Consider the following 19457-nt stretch of genomic DNA (forward strand, 5'->3'; position numbering starts at 1 on the left):
CGCCCGGCCCGCTGACGGCGGCCCGTCCGGCACGACGGACGAGCCGCCCCTGGGGCAGGCGCCCGGCTCTTGCTACCTTGGAGACTCCTCGGCGAGTCGAGGGGGGCTCATGGACCTACCTGTCTTCGGTGACACACCGCACATCGGGCGGATCGTCCCGTCGATCCTCGCGGCACTGGGCGTTCCGGCGTTCCACAACACGGTGGACGTGCCGGAGGTGTCGGGCGCCTGCCTGCTGCTGATCGACGGTCTCGGCTGGGAGCTGCTCGAAGCGCATCCCGAGGACGCGCCGGTGCTCACCTCCCTCGCGCGCACCCCGTTCCAGGTGGGCTTCCCCTCGACGACGGTGGCCGGGCTGGCCGCGTACGGCACGGGGCTGGCCACCGGGGAGCACGGCATGACCGGCTACACCTTCGACCTTCCCGGCACCGGCATGCTGAACGCGCTGCGCTGGCGCACCCACCCGGAGGGCGTCGACCTGCGGCAGACGCTTCCCGCGCAGGAGGTGCAGCCGCTGCCGACGACGTTCGCCCGCGCCGCGGCGGCCGGCGTCGAGGCGACCGTGGTCTCCTCCGCGCAGTTCGCCGGCACGCCGCTCACCAACGCCGTCCAGCGGGGCGGCCGTTACGTCGGGGTGCACGCCCTGGGCGACCTGGCGGCGGCGGCGCTGCGGGCCGTACGCGGCCCGCGCGGCTTCTGCTACGCCTACCACGCCGACCTCGACGCCATGGGCCACCTCTACGGGCCCGGCTCGGCGGAGTGGCGGATGCAGCTTCGCCAGGTGGACCGGCTGGTGGAGTCGCTGGCGGACGGGCTGCCGCCGGGCGGCATGCTCGGCGTGGTCGCCGACCACGGCATGGTCCGGCTGGACGGGTCCGTGCTCGACCTGGAGCAGGCGCCGCACCTGCTCGCGGGCGTCCGCGCGGTGGGCGGCGAGGTCCGGGCGCGGCACCTCTACACCTCGGACGGCACGGCGCCGGATGTGGTGGCCGCGTGGCGCGAGGAGGTGGGCTCGCGGGCCTGGGTGGCGACCCGGGAGGAGGCGATCGAGGCCGGCTGGTTCGGCCCCACGGTCAGCGACCGGGTACGGCCCCGCATCGGTGACGTCCTCGTGGCCGCGAAGGGCGGTTTCGGGATGGTCCGACGCCTGGCGGAGCCGCGCGAGTCGGCCCTGATCGGCCAGCACGGCTCCATCACCTCGGCCGAACAACTCGTCCCGTTCGCCGTCGCTTACGGGTAGACATCCCTTTTGAGCCAGGTCCGTAATTTGCGAGCCATTTGTCGGCCTGGACCGATAGTGTCATGAGCCATGCATCAGGACACTGCTGACCGCCGCAAGGGCATCATGATCTGGTCGGCACTCGGGATCGTCTACGTGGTGTGGGGCTCCACCTACCTCGGCATCCGCATCGTCATCGAGACCGTGCCACCGCTGCTCAGCGGTTCGATGCGGTTCGTGGTGGCCGCGGCGCTGCTCTCGCTCGTCCTGCTGGTCAAGCCGGGCCGCCAGGCGTTCAGGATGACGGCGAAGCAGTTCTGGAGCGCGGCGCTGATCGGCGTCCTGCTGCTGACCGGCGGCAACGGCATGGTGGCGGTGGCCGAGCAGCACATCTCCAGCGGGCTGGCCGCGCTGCTGGTCGCCTCCACCCCCCTGTGGCTGGTGATCTTCCGGATCGCCGTCAGGGACCGGCCCAGGATGCTCACGCTGGCCGGCGTCCTCGTCGGGTTCTGCGGCGTCGCCGTGCTGTCGCTGACCGGCGGCGGCGGCACGTCCAGCATGGTCGGCATCGTGACCATCCTGGTCGCCTCGGTGTCGTGGTCGATCGGCTCGTTCCTGTCGGCCTACCTGCCGATGCCCGCCAACCCGTTCGCCGGCAGCGTGGTGGAGATGATCTGCGGCGGGGTCGCCCTCGGCGTGGTCGGCTCCCTCCTCGGCGAGCAGGTGAACTTCGCGGACATCTCCGCTCGTTCCTGGCTGGCGCTGGCCTACATGATCCTGGTCGGCTCGCTCGTCGGCTTCACGTCCTACGTCTGGCTCCTCGGCAACGCCCCGATCTCCCTGGTCTCCACCTACGCCTACGTCAACCCGGTGGTCGCGGTGATCCTGGGCGCCCTCATCCTCAGCGAGCCGGTCACCGGCATGATGCTGGTCTCCGGCCTGATCATCGTCATCGGCATCGTCCTGGTCGTCTCCACCGAACGCCGCCGCCCCAAGGCCACCCCCGACCCCGACCTCGAACCGAAACTGTCCACGGCGTGACACGCGGGTGAGGCGGTGACGGGGGCCGGCGACGGTAGGCGTCCTCAGGCTCGGGTTCTGAAGGCGGCGGCGGCCTTGAGGAAGGCGTCGTTGGCCTCGGGGTCGCCGATGGAGATGCGGGCGCCCTCCGGGTGGAAGGGGCGGACGGCGACGCCCTCGGCGGCGCAGGCGGCGGCGAAGGCGGCGGTGTCCTCGCCGAGCCGGAGCCAGACGAAGTTGGCCTCGCTGGAGGGCACCTCCCAGCCCTGGGAGAGCAGCGCCTCGCGGACCCGGGTGCGCTCCTTGACCACCGCTTCGACCCGCTCCAGCAACTCCTCCTCGGCGGCGAGCGAGGCGACCGCGGCGGCCTGGGCGATGTGGTTGACGGCGAAGGGCACCATGACCTTGCGGACGGCGGTCGCGACGGGCTCGGCCGCGATCATGTAACCGGTGCGCAGACCGGCCAGGCCGTACGCCTTGGAGAAGGTGCGCAGGACGGCCACGTTGGGGCGGTCGCGGTACAGGGACAGGCCGTCGGGGACGTCGGCGTCGCGCACGTACTCGCGGTACGCCTCGTCCAGGACCACCAGCACGTCCTGTGGCACCCGGTCCAGGAAGGCGGTGAGCTCCGCGCGGCGGACCACGGTGCCGGTCGGGTTGTTCGGCGAGCACACGATGACCATGCGGGTCCGCTCGGTGATCGCCTCGGCCATGGCGTCCAGGTCGTGCGACTCGCCGGCCAGCGGGACGCGCACCGACGTGACCCCGGCCAGGTCGGCGAGCAGCGGGTATGCCTCGAAGGACCGCCAGGCGTAGACGACCTCGGCGCCCGGCTCGGCCAGCGTCGCCAGCAACTGCTGGGTGACGGTCACGGAGCCGGGGCCCAGCGCGACGTGCTCGGCGGGCACGCCGTACCGGGCGGCGATGGTCTCGGTGAGCCGCACGGCAGCCGGGTCGGGATAGCGGTGCACCTCGCGCGCCGCCGCCGCGATCGCCTCCAGCACGGAGGGCAGCGGCTCGTACGGCGTCTCGTTCGAGGACAGCTTGTAGGAACGGCCGTCGGGGGAGGTGACGCTCTTACCGGCCTGATAAGCGGGCACGGTGTCCAAAATGGCGCGGAAACGAGGCATGGCCTCACGATAGTACGCAGGGGTGGCGTGACGACCCGGAGGGCGCGCTCACTCCTTGAGGGAGCGGAGCATCGGCGGGTGGAGCAGCTCGGCCGGGCCGCGGCGGTAGAGCTTCGCGGGCCGGCCGCCGTCGCGGGTGGTGGTGCCGCCGGTGGGCATCAGGAAGCCCTCGGCCTTGGTCACCTTGCGGTGGAAGTTACGCGGGTCGAGCGGGCGGCCCCAGACGATCTCGTAAACCCGCCGCAGGTCGGCCACGGTGAACTCGGGCGGGCAGAAGGCGGCGCCGAGCGAGGTGTACTCCAGCTTGCCCCTGGCCCGCTCGATGCCGTCGATCATGATCCGGCGGTGGTCGAACGCCATCTCGCGCAGCTCGGAGGTGGGCTGCCAGCTCATGTGCGCCTCGGTGGAGGCGGGCAGGTCGGGGGCGAGGCCGAGGTAGGCGACGCTGAGCACCCGCTGGCGCGGGTCGCGGTCGGGGTAGCCGTAGGTCTGGAGCTGCTCCAGGTGGACCGGCGCCCCCGGCAGCCCGGCCCGCTCGGCGAGCACCCGGCCGGCGGCGGCGGGCAGATCCTCGTCCAGGTGGATGAACCCGCCCGACAGCGCCCAGCGGCCCACGTAGGGCGGATGGTCGCGTCGCCAGACGAGCGCGCTGAGCGCCTGGCAGCGCACGGTGAGCACGACGAGGTCCACGCTGACCGGGATGTTCGGGACCATGTGAGGCACGCTACACCGAGTGAGCGGGTACCAGGTGACGCATGTGTGAAGCGGTCAACGGTCAGAGCGGGTCCAGATAGGCCGGATGCCAGTCGGTCACCACCGAGCCGCCGCGCATGTCCCGGTAGGCCGCGTCCACCCTGGCCTTGAGTGCCGCCATGTCCTTGTCGTGCGCGTTCACCTGCACGCGGAGGTTCTCGAACTGCCGCCTGATCTCCGCATCCTTCAGGGCGACGTCCCGCGCGTCCTCCACGTGCGCGACCGCCTTCTCGATGTCGGCCTCGTACCTGGGGTCGTGCAGGCGGTGCCAGAGCTGCGTGAGCCTCTTCTCGGCCGGGTAGAGCGCCCCTCTCTCCTGCGGCGTGAGGAGGCGGTTGTTGCGCAGGCCGCCCGCGTAGTTCTCGAAGTAGTCGTAGCGCTGGATGCCGGTGATCCCGCCGCCCGTGTATCGAGCCCTTCCCCGTTTGGCGATCTCCTCCATCATGGTCCGCATCTGCCCGGCGATCGGCTGCCACTCCGCCTTGTTCCTGAGCAGCGTGCGCTGGGAGGCGTTGAGGGCGCTCTCCGCGTGCAGCAGCGAGGTGCGGGCCGCCTGGACCCTGGACGCCAGGGCCGGTCTGTCCGGTTTCGCCGCCCCGCGCCGGGTGAGCGCCCCGAACATCTCGCCGATCTTCCCCATGCCGGTGCGCAGCGCCTTGACGACCCACGTGACCAGTTTGCCGAGCCGGTGCAGGACGAAGGCGCGCACCCCGGGCTGGAGCGCGAGCATCACCGCCGCGCCGCCGACGCCGGCGGCCCAGGTGAGCTTCGAGCTCGCCCAGTCGTGCAGGCCGCCGGCCACCCTGAGCACGCCGCCGGCGATGTTCGCCCGCCCGGCGAGATCTGCCGCCTGGGCCAGCGCCCCGCCCTGTCCCATCACGTTCGCACGGGCGACGTCCGACGCCTCGCCGCGATCGGCGTCCGCGTACCGCTGGTACGCCCCACCGTCGGTGGCGATCCGCGAGTGCACCGCGGCGGACTTCTCCCACGAGGACGCCGTGGGGTCCACGTCGGGCAGATCGGGCAGCCGGTCGAGCCCCAGCACGCGGTAGCCGGTGTCCACCATGACGTCGCCCATCAGGCGTCCATCACCCGCGCGACGCCGGTGACGTTGGCGTTCTCGGTGTGCGTGTCGGTGTCCGCCATGGCCAGCTGGCCGGCGCCGGCGAAGCCGAGCCGCCCGGTCACCTCGTCCCACCCGGCGACGTAGGAGGCCAGGAACTCGCGGTAGGGTCCGGCGACCTCGTCATAGGGCACCGGCGACTCGCCGCCCATCCCGTCCATCCGCGCCCGGTGGAGCGCGTGCTCCTCCGCCAGCTCGCGCAGGCCGCGCCCGGCGGCGCGCCGGCCCTCTGCGTCGATCTCCCGGACGTCGTCCACGGTCGTCAGCTCTCCTGGATCCGTCGCAGGGTCTCGTCCAGTGCCGCGTTCAGCCGGGTGAAGTCGAGGGCGGCCTGGGCCTCCAGGTCGTCCAGCCGTCTCATCAGCTCGGCCGGGTCGACGCCCGCGGCGGTCTCTTCGTCGCCGGCCGTTTCGAGCTTGCCGAGCCGGTCCTGCTGCGCGGCGCGGACGGCGGACACGACGTGCCCGGCGAGCTCGTCGGAGCTGGACCGAAGCAGGCGCGGATTGAGCCGCAGCCCTTCCAGCAGCCCGTCGGCGCCGACTTCGGCGCTCACCCAGCCGGCGGCGGCCTCACCGGTCCCGCGTGGTCCTTCGGGCTCATCTTGAGCAGCCATCCGGATACCTCCCGAACTGCATCGATCTCGCCCTGACGCGGGCGAAAGGATCAATGTAACGGAAAACTATAAGGAGTTTCGGTCGGTCCGCAAGGCTCCCGATCACGTGACGCGCACGTGCAGCGGTTCGGCGCCCGGCCTGCCGTCGGCCGAGAACACCTCCACCCGCACCCACGTCCCCGCCGGCACCTCACCCCAGTCGACCGGGATCCACGCCGTGTGCACGCCGAACGGCATCTCCGGCGCCGGCGCCGGGTCGTACCAGCCGACCGCCGCGACGTCGGCCACCTTGGGCGTCGCCAGCCCCTCCCAGGTGAGACGGACCCGGGTGCCCGCCAGGTTGTAGCCGCGGACCTCCAGGCCGTCCTGGATGCCCCGGCCCTTGCGGATGGCGTCCACCGCGAGCGGGCGGTTCCAGTCGGCGGCGATCTGCTGGGACAGCGACGGCGTCCCGCAGGTGAAGAAGTCGCTCCACATGTAGGAGATGACCTTGGAGACGTACCGCCCGGCGAGAGTCACCGCGGCGTCGAGCCGCTTCTTGTCGGTCGCGCCACGGGTGCCCTGGCTGCCGCACGGCTGGGTGCCCGACGGCTCGAACGCCTCGACGTTGGCCCACAGCTGCACCTTGTAGCCGTCCTGCACCATCTCCGCCCTGGCCTGCGCCATCGCCCGGTAGTAGTCCCGGGTGGAACCGTGGTAAGCCGTGTCGTAGCTGCTCTCCCCCACCACGGACCGCAGCCGCTCGTCCACCTGCTCGTCCTTCTGGTCGGGCCAGAACAGGCCGACCTTGCCGGTGCCGCGGCTGTCCTGCGGGGCGATGATGCCGACGCCGGTGCGGACCAGCGCCTCGAAGCCCTGCGCCACCTGCTCGGGGCTGGCGCCGAAGGCGACCCGCTTCCGCGCGTCGAGGTAGGGGCTGACCAGGATCGGCTTGCCGGGGAACTCCTGCTCGACGATCTCGTGCTGCTCGGCGTAGACGCGCAGCGTCGGATCCTCGTCGGTCAGCGCCCGCAACTGGAGCTCGAAGGGCTGGTAGACGCCGCCCAGCGAGGCGCGACCGCGCAACCGCGCGCCGTAGTCCTGCAGGATGCGCCGGGTGAGCGTGGTGAGCGTGCCGATGTGCTGCGGGTCGGCGCGGGTCTGCACCAGCGGGTCGCGCGGCGCCAGCGGCAGCGCGGGGAAGACCTGCATGTGGAACCGGTCGGCGAGGTCGAGCAGCTCGGTCAGGCTGTCCTGTACGGCTGCCGCGACCAGGATCACGTGGTAGTTGCGCGGCTTGCCGGTGAAGTCGCAGCCCGGGTCGTCGGACCCGTCCTCCGGAAGGACGATCCGGTAGAAGACGGCCTTCGGGGTCTCGATCGATCGTTCCATCTGCGGGCAGCGGAAGACCTCGGGGCCGAACCGCTCGTCGGTGCGGTAGACGTAGGTCCAGGTGACCTGGTTGTTGGCGTTGGCCGCCTTGAGGTCCCGCTCGGCCGCCGCCATGCAGGTCATCCCGTCCTCCTCGCACGCCTCGTACCTGGAGTCGATCTCGCCGTCCTTGGCCAGGACGTGCCCCTCCTCGTCCAGGCCGCGCGGTTGCAGGCCGGTGCCCAGGCGGATGACGGTGTCGCCGCCGACCTTGTGGATGGCCTCCAGCTGCTTGCGCCAGGTGCACTTGTTGGACGTCGGGACGAGCCAGTAGCCGGTCACCGAGTACGGCGTGCGGGTGCCGGTGTCGAAGGTGCCGCAGGAGTCGGTGAAGACCGCCGAGGGTGTGGGAGAGGATGCCGCCGGGCTCCCGGCGGCGCTGCGCCGCTCCTCCGAAGTAGAGGGAAGAACTATGACAACTGCCGCGACCGCGGCGATGATCGCCGCTCCTAGGAGGACGGTGAGCAAGCGCACTTTAGGAAGATACCGTCCAATGGATCAGGTGGAGATAAACGACGGAACCCGTTACTGCTTCACACCGGCCCAGGCTTCGAGCTGCGACACGAAGCGGCGGGCGGAGTTGGGCCAGTGATGGTTGGCCCGTGCGGCCGAGTAGCCGCGCGCTCCCTGTGAGCGACGCTCCCGCTCGTCGGTCTTGAGCTGGATGACGGCCTGGGCCACCGCCTTGGCGTCCTGCCAGGGCACCACGACCCCGCTGTGGTAACGCTCCACCAGCTCCACGGCCCTGGGTGACGGCGTGGTGATCACCGGGATGCCGTGGGCCATGTATTCCACGATCTTGGTCGGCATCGAGTGCCGGTAGTTCGGTTCGTCACGCAGCAGGGACAACCCGGCCAGCGCGCCGTCGAGCCGCTTGAGCGCCTCGTCGTTGGGCATGAAGTCGCGCCACTCCAGCACGCCCTCGGCGACCGCCTGGTTCAGCAGCGGCCTGGACTGCGGGTCGGCGTAGCCGATCAGCTCGACCACGACCCGGTACGGCAGGAGCAGCCTGGCCACCTCGATGGCCTCGCGCACCCCTCTGGCCTCCGACAGCCAGCCGAGGTAGACCACGCGGTCGTCGCCGGGGGCGGTGACCGTGTCCGGCACCCAGGTCTCGTTGGGCACGACCAGGTGCGCCTGCCGGAACCGGCCGGCGTAGGCGGTCTCGGCGAGGAGGAGGTGCAGGTGGCGCTCGGCCGTACCTTCGAGCATGCGGGCCAGGGCGCGGACGGGGGGGCGCAGCGGCGCGGGGAGCCACGGCTTCAGCGAAAGCGTCGCCGGAGTGTCCTCGTGGACGTCCCACACCACGGGCGGGCGCCTGCGCATGCCCACGACGGCGAAGAGCAGCTCGGGATCGTGGATGAGCACCAGGTCGACCTGGTCGCGCAGCCGCTTGAACAGCCTGCGCGCCGCGCGTACGGCGGCGAACCGGCGGCGCTCGGCGGCCCTCGGCAGGTCGACGCCGTTCACCCACGAGCGCGGGACGACCCCGCGCGCCGTATAGGGCGCGGCGTACGTGACCTCATGACCGGCGTCCACCAGCGCACGGATCTGGCGGTGCAGGATCCGCGCGTCCTCAGGGTGATGCACCACGGTCATGACGAGCACGTGCACGCGCCGAACCCCCTAGAGCCGCTCGACGCGTTCACCCTCGGCGAGGACGCCTCGGGTGTCGAGCACCAGCTTCGCGCGCTCTTCGATGAGCGCCAGATCGAACAAGGCGTGCTGCTGGAGCAGCAGAGTCACGTCGGCCTGTGCCACGGCCTCCGCGAGGTTCTCCTCGCGCAGCACCCCCGTGCCGTCCACATCCCACTCCTTGACGTAGGGGTCGACGTAGGCGAGGTCGGCACCGAGTTCGAGCAGGGCTCGCGCCACGGGCACCGCGGGAGTCTCACGCTCGTCGGCGATGTCGGGCTTGTAGGTTACGCCGAGGAGCACCACTTTGGAGCCGTTAACGGCTTTCCTGTGCCGGTTCAGTAGCCGCTGCACGCGGGCGACCACGTAGGCCGGCATGCGCTCGTTGATCTCCTGGGCCAGTTCGACGAACCGGAAGGGGTAGCCGAGCTTGCGCACCGTGTACGACAGGTAACTCGGGTCGACCGGGATGCAGTGCCCGCCGACGCCCGGCCCCGGGAGGAACTTCTGGAAGCCGAACGGCTTGGTGGCCGCGGCCTCGATCGCCTCCCACAGGTTCACGCCGAGCTCGTCGCAGAAGATCGCCATCTCGTTGACGAGGGCGATGTTGACGTGCCGGTAGGTGTTCTCCAGCAGCTTGGCCATCTCGGCCTCGCGGGTGCCGCTGACCGACACCACCTGCTCGACGAACTGCGCGTAGAAGGCCGCGGCCCGGTCGAGGCAGGCCGAGGTGTAGCCGCCGACGACCTTGGGGGTGTTGCGCAGGCCGAACTTGGGGTTGCCCGGGTCGATGCGCTCGGGCGAGAAGGCGAGGTGGAAGTCCTGGCCGGCGACGAGCCCGGAGGACTCGAGCAGCGGGCGGGCCACCTCGTCGGTGGTGCCGGGCCAGGTGGTGGACTCCAGCACCACGAGGGTGCCGGCGGTGAGGTGGCGGGAGACCACCTTCGTGGCGCCTTCGACGGCCGACAGGTCGGGGCGGTGGTCCTCGTCCAGCGGCGTGGGCACGCAGATGACGATGGCATCGCTGTCCGCGAGCACGGACTCGTCCAGCGTGGCGGAGAACCCGCCCGCCAGCATGTGCTCGAGGTCGGCGTCGGTGAGGTCGTCGACGTAGGAACGGCCGGCGTTGAGTGCGTCTACCTTCGCGGGGTCGACGTCGTAGCCGACCACCCGAAGTCCTGCGGCTGTGGCCTCCTTGGCCAGCGGCATACCGACGTACCCAAGTCCGATAACGGCGAGGTCAAACTTGTTCACGTGTTGCCCTGGGGAGCCCAAAAGAACACTTCATGGTCGCAAAGGCTATCTCAAGTCGGCACAAGCCACGCCTAATGCCATTGAACCGATCAGATCCGGGACCGATTATGGCAATCATAGTGATCGATACAGGTCACGGTAGGTCTCGGCCACCCTGCTCCACGTGCGCTTGGCGGCGACCTCGGCCCGGCCGGCCTCGCCCATCGCCGCTCTGTGGGCCGGATCCTCGCGGAGCCGGGCCAGCGCCTTGGCGAGTTCCGCCGGGTCACCCGCGGGTACCAGCATGCCGGCACCGTCCGAGCCGACCAGCTCCGACAGCGCGGGCAGGTCGCTCAGCACCACCGGCTTGCCCAGCGCCATCGCCTCGACCGGCTTGAGCGGCGTGACGAGCCGGCAGACCCGCAGATCCTCGCGCGGGCAGACGAAGATGTCGATCGCGGCCTGCGCCTGGAGGGCCTCCTCGGGTCCCACCCGGCCGGGCAGCACGGCGTCCGCCAGACCGAGCTCCTCCACCTGCGCCACCAGGGCCGGGCGCTCGGCGCCGTCGCCCACCAGCAGCACCCGCACCGGCGTGCCCTGGTCGCGCAGCAGCGCGGCGGCGTTGAGCAGGGTGGCGAAGCCCTCGTAGGCCACGATGCTGGACACCGAGCCGACCACGATCTCGTCCGGCTCGATGCCGTACTGCGCGCGGAAGGCCGCGCCGTCGTAGTCGGCGGTGAGCAGCGTGTCGTCCACGGCGTTGGGCGCCAGGTAGATCTTTTCCCGCGGCACCCCGCGCTCGACGATCTCCGTCGCCATCGTCTCGGCGAGCGTCACGACGGCGTCCGCCGAGCGCATCAGGAACGCCTCGCGCTCCCGCTGGAGCAGGTGCCGCTCGCTGCCGATCCTGGCCGGGTCGCGCGAGGCCCAGGTCTCCTCCAGGAAGCCGCGCACCTCGTACACGAACGGGGTGCCCGTGCGCTCCCTGACCGCGAGCGCCACCGAGCCGTTGCGGTGGTCGGTGGCCGCGTGCACGACCTGCGGGCGCAGCTTCCTGACCAGCTCGGTCACCTCGCTCGCGCCGCGGATCATGCGCCCGCGCGTCTCGAAGGGCACCTCGCCGCTGGGCAGCAGCCGGTAGTACGGGACGCCGTCGATCTCCTCGTACGGCTCCGCGTCCGCGTGCCCCTGGAGCATCGGCCAGCCCCAGCTCGACACCACGTGCGGGTCCAGCCCGGCCGCCTTCTGCGCGGTCACGATGCGGTGCGTGCGGACGGTGTACCCCGCCTGCGTGTACGGCAGGGCGTTCGTGACACAGTGCAGGACGCGGCCCTCGACCCGCTCGCCCATGATGACCTTGGGCTTCGGCGGGATGGGGTCCGGGCTGATCGCGGCCAGCTCACCGGCGTAGTACTCGGCCCTGCGCTTGACGAAGGGATACCTCGTGTGACCTTGGAGCACCGTCGCGGCCTCGGTCATCCGGCCCATGTTGAAGTGCTCTTTGGCGTCGTTCCAGGGGCCCTTGACCATGCGCATGCCGAGCCGGCGCGCCACCAGCTTGAACCGCCGCGCGGCCGGCCAGGCGACGCTGCCCACGACGGGGCGCAGCTTCGGCGGCAGGGTGTCCGCGGCCGCCTGGGCGACCCGCACGGGGTCGGACTTGACCCGGCTGGCGACGACGCGCGACACGATCACCGGGTGCTGGACGAAGCCCCTGAGCAGCCCACGAAGGCCGGCGCGAGCCGACCTGGGGGAAACCTTGGGGGACTCTGGCCGACTGGCGTCAGGTACCACGCCGTGACCGTACCATAGGCAACGTTTGACTACCCGCTTCCGAAAGGCGAGGTCAATGAGCGATGGTGCCTTCGTCCTGCATGTGCTGGGCGCACGGCCGAACTTCGTGAAGGCCGCCCCCGTCGTGCGGGGGCTGGGCGAGCTGGGCGTGCGACAGGGCATCATCCACACGGGGCAGCACTACGACGCCCTGATGTCGGACGTGTTCTTCGCCGACCTCGGCCTGCCCGAGCCGATCGCCAACCTCGGCGTCGGGTCCGGCAGTCACGCCGGGCAGACCGCCGCGCTGCTCGTCGGCCTGGAAGAGGTCGTGCTGCGGGAGAAGCCGGACCTCGTGGTGGTCTACGGCGACGTCAACTCCACCCTCGCCGCGATCCTGGTGTGCTCCAAGCTGCACATCCCGACCGCGCACGTCGAGGCGGGACTGCGCTCCTTCGACCGGGGCATGCCCGAGGAGGTCAACCGGGTCGTCACCGACGCGCTCTCCGACCTGCTCTTCGCCACCTCCCCCGACGCGCTGTCGCACCTGGCGAACGAGGGCGTGGACCCGGCCAGGGTGCACCTGGTGGGCAACCCCATGATCGACAGCCTCTTCTCCGCGCTGCCGCTGCTCGACCCCGAGCCGGTGCGCGCGCGGCTGGGCCTGCCCGCGGAGTACGCGGTGGCGACGCTGCACCGGCCGGCCAACGTGGACGACCCGGAGGCGGCCCGGGAACTCGTGGACGCGGTGCTCGACGTCAGCCGCCGGATCCCGGTGGTGGTGCCGCTGCACCCGCGCGGGCGGGAGCGCCTCGCCGCGGCCGGGCTGGTCACCGGGGGGAACCTGTCGATCGTGGACCCGCTGGGATATGTGGAGTTCCTCTCCCTGGTGCGCGGCGCCAAGCTGGTCGTCACCGACTCGGGCGGCGTGCAGGAGGAGACCACGATGCTGGGCGTGCCCTGCCTGACCGTGCGTCCCAACACCGAGCGGCCGATCACCATCACGCACGGCACCAACCGGCTGGTCACCCCGGCGCTGCTGCCCGCCGCCGCGGACAAGGCGCTGGCCGACGGCTCGGCCACGCCGAGCGGGGAGCTGCCGCCGCTGTGGGACGGCGCGGCCGGCCCGCGCATCGCCAAGGTCATCGCCGCCTGGCTCAAGGGGGACAACCTCTCCCCCGCATCCCAGGCCGTTTTCCCACAAAACAGCTCATTCGGCGCAGCTTCCGCCGTACGATGACACACTCCCGCTAGCGACAGAGGCGAGCATGGCCGAGACACCGTCCGAACCGAGCTTCCAGCGGCTCGGCCCCGTCAACTGGCTGCCCGAGGAACGCAAGGTCATCGAGCGGCACGAGGCCGAGATCCGCGAGCTGAAGCGGCGGCTGGAAATCGCCGAGGCCAAGGCCGACTACGCCAACTGGAAGCTCAACGCGGTCCAGATGAAGCGGGCCTTCAAGGTGGGCGAGGCGCTCACCGGGAAGAGCCCCGGCAGGCTGGTCGCGGCCGTGCGGTCCAGGGAGAAGGCGCCCGCCGCGCCCACCCCGGTCACCGAGGTCATCGACACCGCCAACAAGCGCGGGCCGCTGGTGCGGGTGCCCACCGCGAAGTGGCCGCTCGGCCCGGTGGTGCGCCCCGACCTCAAGGTCGCGGTGATCCTGGACGACTTCTCCCGGATGGCGTTCCGCTACGAGTGGGACCAGATCGAGTTCGGGCTCAAGGACTGGCCGGAGATCTTCGCCGAGAAGCGTCCCGACCTGCTGTTCTGCGAGTCGGCCTGGCACGGCAACCAGGGCCGCTGGCGCTACCAGATGACCGGGACCAACGCCCCCAAGCAGGAGCTGCGCGACCTGGTGGCCTGGTGCCAGGCCGAGGACATCCCCACGGTCTTCTGGAACAAGGAGGACCCGCCCAACTTCGACTTCTTCATCGACACGGCCAAGCTGTTCGACTACGTCTTCACCTGCGACGGCGACATGGTGCCCCGGTACCGCGAGGTGCTCGGGCACGACCGGGTCGACGTGCTCCAGTTCGCCGCCCAGCCCAGGGTGCACAACCCGATCCAGGCGCGCGAGGGCCGGCTGCACGACGTCGTCTTCGCCGGCATGTACTTCCGCGACAAGCATCCCGAGCGGCGCGAGCAGATGGAGACCGTCCTCGCCCCCGTCCGCGAGCTGGGCCTGCACATCTTCGCCCGCAACGGCGAGGTGGACGAGAAGTACGCCTGGCCGCAGGAGTACCGCCCGCACATCGTGGGCGAGCTGCCCTACGAGCAGATGCTGGCCGCGTACAAGATGTACAAGGTCTTCCTGAACGTCAACTCCGTGCTCGACTCGCCCACCATGTGCGCGCGGCGGGTCTTCGAGCTGTCCGCCTGCGCGACCCCGGTGGTGTCCGGCTGGTCCCGGGCCATTGAGGAGACCTTCGGGCCGCTGATCCCGATCGCCAGGGAGCAGGTGGAGTCCTACAACCAGGTGCTGCACCTGATCAACAGCCCCGAGCTGCGCGCCCGCCTCGGGCACCTCGCCATGCGCGAGGTGTTCGACAAGCACCTCTTCTCGCACCGGGTGGACCAGATCCTGACGTTCCTCGGGCGGCGGCCGGAGTCCCGGCAGCGGTCCATCTCGGTGGTGCTGCCCACCAACCGCGAGGCGCAGATCGAGCACGCCATCTCGTCGGTGGCCAAGCAGATCCACCGCCCGCTCCAGCTCGTCATGGTGCTGCACGGCCTGGACATCGACCCGGTGGTGGTGGCCGACAAGGCGCGGATGGCCGGCATCGTGGACATCGTCGTACTGCCCGCCGACCCGTCGCTGTCCCTCGGCGCCTGCCTCAACCTGGGCATCGCCGCCGCCGACGGCGAGCTGATCGCCAAGATGGACGACGACAACCTGTACGGCGAGCACTACCTGTCCGACCTGGCCCGCGCCTTCGACTACTCCGAGGCCGAACTCGTCGGCAAGGGCGCCCACTACACGTACTTCGAGGGCACCAACTCCACGATGCTCCGGCTCCCCGGCCTGGAGCACCGCTACGCCCACCTGGTGCAGGGCGGGTCGTTCCTCGGCAAGGCCGACATGTTCCGCAGATACCCGTTCGAGGACGTCACCAGAGGAGAGGACACCCGCCTGGTGCGCCGCCTCAAGGAGGACGGGGTCAAGATCTACTCTGCCGACCGGTTCAACTTCGTCTACTGGCGCAGCGCGGACACGACCATGCACACGTGGCAGGCGGACGACATCAAGCTGACCCGCAACGCCCAGCTCTCCTTCGTCGGCCGCCCGGACGACCACGTGCTCATCTGACCGCCTCGCCCTCCCCGGGCAACGGGATCCACCTGTGCGACCAGGTCGTCACGGCCTGGAGCACCGTCTCAAGATCCCGCCCCTTCTCGGTGAGGTGGTATTCGACCTGGACCGGGGTGGCGGGGATGACCCGGCGCTCGATGATCTCCTCGGCCTCCAGGGTGCGCAGCCGCTGGGCCAGCATGGTGTCACTCAGACCGGGCACGGCCGCCTTGATCTGGGCGTACCTGTGCCGGCCGGTGAACAGCACATGCAGGATGGCGCCGGTCCAGCGGGTGCCGATCAGCTCGATCGCGGCATGGAACCGCACGCACACGGGATGTGTCTCGCTCAGGGGGAACCCGCTCACTCCCTCACTCCTCGCGCAGCCGCCGCAGGGCGTCGCTCACCCGGACCAGCTCGTCCAGCATCGCCTTGGCGGACGTGGTCGCCATGTCGTCGGGCACCATGTTGCCGTCGTCGTCGAGGTACTGGCGGACGAAGGGCAGGTAGACCGCCTCGAAGAGCGGGGTCATCTTCAGCGTGGTGACGACCTGCTTGATCATCTGTACCGCGCGGGTGCCGGCCGCGACCCCGCCGTAGCCGACCATGCCGACCGGCTTGTACCGCCACTCGTTGTGCAGGTAGTCGATCGCGTTCTTCAGCTCGGCGTTGTAACCGTAGTTGTACTCCGGCATGACGAAGATGAACGCGTCAGCCTCGGCGATCTTGGCGCTCCAGTCACGGGTGTGCCGGTGGGTGTACTGAGCGAGCCTCGGGTGGTGGGGCTCGTTCATGAACGGCAGGTTCACCTCGGCGAGATCGACCAGCTCGATGTCGTCGAAGCCGCCGTGCTCCCGCACTTCCTTCAGGATCCACTTGCCGACCGACAGCCCCACCCGGCCCGGCCGGGTACTGGCAACGATGATCTTCAACTTGGCCACTGCGCCTACCTCCTCGCTACACGCACGCCCCCGTCTCCCCGAGGCCGCCGCCGCAGCGTACTACAAGAATCCTTAGCAGCTCACTATTCCTTAGCTGAACGTTTCCTCAGCGAGCGGCCCCTGGCCGAGCGGCCTTGGCTGAACGGCCCTTAGTTGAACGGCTTCTTCGCTGAGCGGCCCTTCGCCGAACGGCCCTTCGCTGAGCGGCGGATTCTTGATCGTGCGGCGGATTCCTGGCTGGGCGGCGAGGTCGGCATACGCTCCGCGACGGGCGACGCGCGACACGCAACGGTTCGGCGGCTTGGCGGGGTTGTGGCTTGGCGGGTTGTGGCTTGGCGGGTTGTGGCTTGGCGGGTTGTGGCTTGGCGGGTTGTGGCTTGGCGGGTTGTGGCTTGGCGGGTTGTGGCTTGGCGGGCCGAAGCGCCGGTGCCGGAGTCCCCCTGACTCCTCCCACACCCGGCGCTTCGGCACCGCCTCCCAGAAATATGCGCGACCCCCGCCCGGACAACCAGAGGCCCGCCGAGCCTGGGAGTGGAACGGCCAGGCTCCCACCGGCCCTCAGTGCTCGTCGTGAATCCAGATCGGCTGCCAGTCGGCCAGCTCGTGGTACCTGCGCAGCTCGGCGACCCCGCACACGGATCCGGTCCAGGACGCGTACGGCGGGCGGGCGGCGTCGAACTCCCGCTGCCTGAAGGTGAACCTGGTCACGCCGCCGGTCTCGGCCACCTCCCAGACGGTCGTGCCGCCCGGCCCCCAGTCGATCGAGATCCGGTGGCCGGGCTCCAGCTCGACGATCTTCGCCGCGTGCGGGTTGTCGAAGCCGCCCACGGCGTACCGCCCGCCGACGTACGGCTCGATCGCGATCGGGTAGCCGAACCAGCGGCTCACCTTCTCCCCGTCGATCAGCGAGTCGAACACCTCGCCCGCCGGAGCCGCGATGGACACCTCACCACCCAGGTCGGCGGAGGTGTAGTCGATCCGGCCGGTGATCTCCCGCCCTTCGACGTGGTCGATCAGGTTGGCGATGGCCAGCGACCAGAAGGTCTGCAGGACGCCCCGGATGCTGGCCCCGGTGATGACGTCGTTGAAGTCGAAGTGCGACTGGGAGAGCGTGATGACGGTGGCGCCGCCGGCCTCCTCGTCGAGGCCGATCTCTGTGGTGGTCTCCACGCCGTCCAGCAGCCAGGCGAAGCTCAGCGACCGGTCGTCGGCGTGCAGCAGCCGCTGGTGCGGGGCGTCCCCCTCCAGGGTGTACCGCCCCCAGAACTCGAACCGCCCCGGCAGCTCGACCTCGGCGTACTCGGCGAACCAGGCACGCAGCGCGGCCGGCTCGGTGAGCGCCTGGAAGACCTCCTTGAGCGGGGCCTGAACACGGGCACGCATGATCAACGGCTCGGACATCGGGTTTCTCCTTGCGATCGGCGACGGGGGGTGCGAGGGCTTGTCCCTCGGTCCGCCGCTGGCTCGTCCCTGACTGCCAAAATCAGTTTGTACGTAAAAACTGCCTTTGTCAATGGGGTGCGACGGAGCTTGCCCCCAGGGGTCTGAGCACTAGGTGGGAGGCGTCCCGGGACCCAAGCGGTGGCCGGACGCGTCTCGGGGCCTGAGTGCTTGGCCGGACCTCCTGGACCCGAGCGGCGTCCGGAGGCGGCCCGGGATCTGAGTGCTTCGTCGAAGGCAACCCCGAGGACTGAGTGCTTGGTCGGAGACGACCCGGAACCTGAGTCCGTATGCTGATCGTTCATGGGGATTACGAGTACGGTGTGGTCGTTTGCGCTGGTTGTTGGGCTACTGACCCTCACCCCGGGGCTGGACACCGCGATCATCCTGCGTACGGCCGCGCTCGGTCACCGCCGCCAGGTGTGGGGCGTCGTGCTGGGCATCCAGACGGGCACACTGGCCTGGGGCACCCTGACCTCGCTCGGCATCACCGCCCTGCTGGCCGCCTCCCACCTCGCCTACGAGACGCTGCGCCTGGCCGGCGCCGCCTACCTCCTGTGGCTGGGCATCCACATGCTCTGGACCACCTGGCACAAACCCGCCACCTCCCCCGCCACCACCTCCCCGGACGCTCCCCCGGCCACCACCTCCCCGGACGCTCCCCCGGCCACCACCTCCCCGGACGCTCTCCTGTCCACCGCCTCCCCAGAGGCGCACGCAGCCGCCACCTCCCCGGAGGCGCACCCGGCCGCCGCCTCCCCCGGCGCCGCCCCCCAGGAGTACGCAGCCGGGGCCGTCCCCGGCGTGGCGGGCGGGTTTCTCGCCGGGTGGCGGCGCGGGACGCTCACGAACCTGCTCAATCCCAAGGTGGGCGTCTTCTACGTGGCCGTGCTGCCGCAGTTCATCCCGGCCGGCGCCCCGCATCTCGCCAGCGGCGTCCTGCTGACCTGCGTACACATCCTGCTCGGGGTGCTGTGGTCGGCGGCGCTGATCGGCTTCGCCCGTGCCCTGCGCGGCATGCTGCGCCGCCCCGCCGCCCGCCGCCTGCTCGACCGCGTCACCGGCACCGTCATCGCCGCCTTCGGCCTGCGCCTGGCCTTCGGCGACTGACCTGGCCCGCAGGAGCGGCGCGCGGCTAGCCGTCGGCGGCCATCCGCCCACGCTGGTTCGCCGGTGACCGCCTCGTCAGCGCGGCCTGTCGGCGGCGGTCGGTCACGACGGCCCGTGGCGACGGCCCGTGGCGACGGCCTGTGGCGACGGCCTGTGGCGGCGGTGGGTCGCGACGGTTCTGCCGATGGCGGTCCCCATGGTGACGGTCCCCGTAGTGGCGGTCCCCGTGGTGGCCGTTCTGGCGGTGGCCGTTCTGGCGGTTCGGTGGTGGCGATGGCGGCGGTGGCGGTTTCGGTGGTGGCAGCGACCAATGGCGGCAGCGGCCGGTGGTGGTGGTTTCGGTGGTGGCGGTTTTGTCGGTGGGGGTGCGTAGCCTTCCGGTATTCGTCAGCGGACCGAGGGAGTCACGTTGATCATTGTGTCTGGGAGGCTCTACGTGGAGCCTGACGCCCGTGACCGATATCTGGCCGAGTGCCTTGGCGTGATCAAGCTGGCCCGGGTCGCCCCCGGCTGTCTCGACTTCGCACTGTCCGCCGATCCGATCGAGCCCGGCCGGATCAACGTCTACGAGCACTGGGAGTCCCAGGCAGACCTGGAGCGATTCCGCGGCTCCGGCCCCGACGACGACACTTCGGCACAGATCCTCGACGCCCAGGTGGCCGAACACCACATCGCCTGACCACCACCCGACGACTCGGATACCGAGTGCCGCCGGTGTCGGTGACGGTGGCACTTGTCAGTGACGGTGGCACTTGTCGGTGGCGGTGTCA

18 protein-coding genes are annotated in these 19457 nt (G+C 70.6%); 6 read left to right on the forward strand and 12 right to left on the reverse strand.

Going from position 1 to position 19457, the window contains the following annotated elements; genetic code table 11:
* Nucleotides 1-109 precede the first annotated feature (109 nt).
* Nucleotides 110-1240, forward strand: a complete 1131-nt coding sequence (locus tag QSK26_RS25000) for an alkaline phosphatase family protein (RefSeq protein WP_285777673.1) — start codon at nt 110-112, stop codon at nt 1238-1240.
* Nucleotides 1241-1309: 69 nt separating this feature from the next.
* Entirely contained in the window at nt 1310-2260 is a 951-nt protein-coding gene (locus QSK26_RS25005) for an EamA family transporter (RefSeq protein ID WP_285777674.1), read from the forward strand.
* 44 nt (nt 2261-2304) lie between these two features.
* Here QSK26_RS25005 and hisC read toward each other — a convergent pair whose 3' ends face one another.
* The 9 genes from hisC to QSK26_RS25050 all read right to left on the reverse strand — a co-directional run bounded on the left by hisC (nt 2305) and on the right by QSK26_RS25050 (nt 11825).
* Nucleotides 2305-3369, reverse strand: coding sequence for a histidinol-phosphate transaminase (hisC, locus tag QSK26_RS25010; protein ID WP_285777675.1), 1065 nt, complete (start codon nt 3367-3369; stop codon nt 2305-2307).
* Nucleotides 3370-3417: 48 nt separating this feature from the next.
* On the reverse strand, nt 3418-4083 hold the full coding sequence (locus tag QSK26_RS25015; RefSeq protein ID WP_285777676.1) for an NUDIX hydrolase: 666 nt from the start codon (nt 4081-4083) through the stop codon (nt 3418-3420).
* A 61-nt stretch (nt 4084-4144) separates the two neighbouring features.
* Nucleotides 4145-5200 (reverse strand): hypothetical protein, encoded by a 1056-nt coding sequence (locus QSK26_RS25020; protein WP_285777677.1) that lies wholly within the window; start codon nt 5198-5200, stop codon nt 4145-4147.
* A complete protein-coding gene (locus tag QSK26_RS25025; protein WP_285777678.1) occupies nt 5200-5502 on the reverse strand; it encodes a hypothetical protein in 303 nt (100 codons plus the stop codon). The genes QSK26_RS25020 and QSK26_RS25025 overlap by 1 nt, the downstream gene beginning before the upstream one ends.
* Nucleotides 5503-5507: 5 nt before the next feature.
* Nucleotides 5508-5858, reverse strand: a complete 351-nt coding sequence (locus tag QSK26_RS25030; RefSeq protein WP_285777679.1) for a YbaB/EbfC family nucleoid-associated protein — start codon at nt 5856-5858, stop codon at nt 5508-5510.
* A 102-nt stretch (nt 5859-5960) separates the two neighbouring features.
* The gene (locus QSK26_RS25035) at nt 5961-7742 is read right to left on the reverse strand and encodes a DUF4434 domain-containing protein (RefSeq protein ID WP_285777680.1); all 1782 of its coding nucleotides are present in this window, start codon (nt 7740-7742) and stop codon (nt 5961-5963) included.
* 51 nt (nt 7743-7793) lie between these two features.
* Nucleotides 7794-8882 (reverse strand): glycosyltransferase, encoded by a 1089-nt coding sequence (locus QSK26_RS25040; RefSeq protein ID WP_285777681.1) that lies wholly within the window; start codon nt 8880-8882, stop codon nt 7794-7796.
* A 12-nt stretch (nt 8883-8894) separates the two neighbouring features.
* Nucleotides 8895-10157, reverse strand: coding sequence for a nucleotide sugar dehydrogenase (locus QSK26_RS25045; protein ID WP_285777682.1), 1263 nt, complete (start codon nt 10155-10157; stop codon nt 8895-8897).
* 114 nt (nt 10158-10271) lie between these two features.
* The gene (locus QSK26_RS25050) at nt 10272-11825 is read right to left on the reverse strand and encodes a glycosyltransferase family 4 protein (RefSeq protein ID WP_352244387.1); all 1554 of its coding nucleotides are present in this window, start codon (nt 11823-11825) and stop codon (nt 10272-10274) included.
* A gap of 160 nt (nt 11826-11985) precedes the next feature.
* Between QSK26_RS25050 and wecB the strand changes: the two genes are divergently transcribed.
* Together wecB and QSK26_RS25060 are read left to right on the forward strand one after the other, a co-directional pair.
* Nucleotides 11986-13149, forward strand: a complete 1164-nt coding sequence (gene wecB / locus QSK26_RS25055; protein WP_285777684.1) for a non-hydrolyzing UDP-N-acetylglucosamine 2-epimerase — start codon at nt 11986-11988, stop codon at nt 13147-13149.
* Between the two features lie 28 nt (nt 13150-13177).
* Nucleotides 13178-15214: a glycosyltransferase family protein gene (locus QSK26_RS25060; protein ID WP_285777685.1), complete on the forward strand. Its 2037-nt coding sequence runs from the start codon at nt 13178-13180 to the stop codon at nt 15212-15214.
* Here QSK26_RS25060 and QSK26_RS25065 read toward each other — a convergent pair.
* From QSK26_RS25065 to QSK26_RS25075, 3 genes are all read right to left on the reverse strand, one after another.
* Complete coding sequence (locus tag QSK26_RS25065) at nt 15207-15563, reverse strand: winged helix-turn-helix transcriptional regulator (protein WP_285777686.1); 357 nt, start codon at nt 15561-15563, stop codon at nt 15207-15209. The two genes, QSK26_RS25060 and QSK26_RS25065, sit on opposite strands and share 8 nt — an antisense overlap.
* Before the next feature lie 4 nt (nt 15564-15567).
* Nucleotides 15568-16137 carry an NADPH-dependent FMN reductase gene (locus QSK26_RS25070; RefSeq protein ID WP_285777687.1) on the reverse strand — a complete coding sequence of 190 codons (570 nt, stop codon included), beginning with the start codon at nt 16135-16137 and terminating at the stop codon, nt 15568-15570.
* Between the two features lie 558 nt (nt 16138-16695).
* Nucleotides 16696-17538, reverse strand: coding sequence for an SRPBCC family protein (locus tag QSK26_RS25075; RefSeq protein ID WP_285777688.1), 843 nt, complete (start codon nt 17536-17538; stop codon nt 16696-16698).
* Nucleotides 17539-17880: 342 nt separating this feature from the next.
* Between QSK26_RS25075 and QSK26_RS25080 the strand changes: the two genes are divergently transcribed.
* Both QSK26_RS25080 and QSK26_RS25085 read left to right on the forward strand, forming a co-directional pair.
* Entirely contained in the window at nt 17881-18687 is an 807-nt protein-coding gene (locus tag QSK26_RS25080; RefSeq protein ID WP_285777689.1) for a LysE family transporter, read from the forward strand.
* 418 nt (nt 18688-19105) lie between these two features.
* Entirely contained in the window at nt 19106-19366 is a 261-nt protein-coding gene (locus QSK26_RS25085) for a putative quinol monooxygenase (RefSeq protein WP_285777795.1), read from the forward strand.
* Nucleotides 19367-19457 lie beyond the last annotated feature (91 nt).

It is taken from the genome of Microtetraspora sp. NBRC 13810 (genome assembly GCF_030268685.1).
In the GTDB taxonomy this organism is placed as follows: Bacteria; Actinomycetota; Actinomycetes; order Streptosporangiales; family Streptosporangiaceae; genus BSRQ01.

What these genes read in the sequence shown, in the direction of transcription:
- QSK26_RS25005 (WP_285777674.1), top strand. Translation starts at nt 1,310, where the DNA reads ATGCATCAGGACACTGCTGACCGCCGCAAGGGCATCATGATCTGGTCG.
- wecB (WP_285777684.1), top strand. Translation starts at nt 11,986, where the DNA reads ATGAGCGATGGTGCCTTCGTCCTGCATGTGCTGGGCGCACGGCCGAAC.
- QSK26_RS25075 (WP_285777688.1), bottom strand. Translation starts at nt 17,538, where the DNA reads ATGTCCGAGCCGTTGATCATGCGTGCCCGTGTTCAGGCCCCGCTCAAG.
- QSK26_RS25015 (WP_285777676.1), bottom strand. Translation starts at nt 4,083, where the DNA reads ATGGTCCCGAACATCCCGGTCAGCGTGGACCTCGTCGTGCTCACCGTG.
- QSK26_RS25080 (WP_285777689.1), top strand. Translation starts at nt 17,881, where the DNA reads ATGGGGATTACGAGTACGGTGTGGTCGTTTGCGCTGGTTGTTGGGCTA.
- QSK26_RS25060 (WP_285777685.1), top strand. Translation starts at nt 13,178, where the DNA reads ATGGCCGAGACACCGTCCGAACCGAGCTTCCAGCGGCTCGGCCCCGTC.
- QSK26_RS25020 (WP_285777677.1), bottom strand. Translation starts at nt 5,200, where the DNA reads ATGGGCGACGTCATGGTGGACACCGGCTACCGCGTGCTGGGGCTCGAC.
- hisC (WP_285777675.1), bottom strand. Translation starts at nt 3,369, where the DNA reads ATGCCTCGTTTCCGCGCCATTTTGGACACCGTGCCCGCTTATCAGGCC.
- QSK26_RS25030 (WP_285777679.1), bottom strand. Translation starts at nt 5,858, where the DNA reads ATGGCTGCTCAAGATGAGCCCGAAGGACCACGCGGGACCGGTGAGGCC.
- QSK26_RS25000 (WP_285777673.1), top strand. Translation starts at nt 110, where the DNA reads ATGGACCTACCTGTCTTCGGTGACACACCGCACATCGGGCGGATCGTC.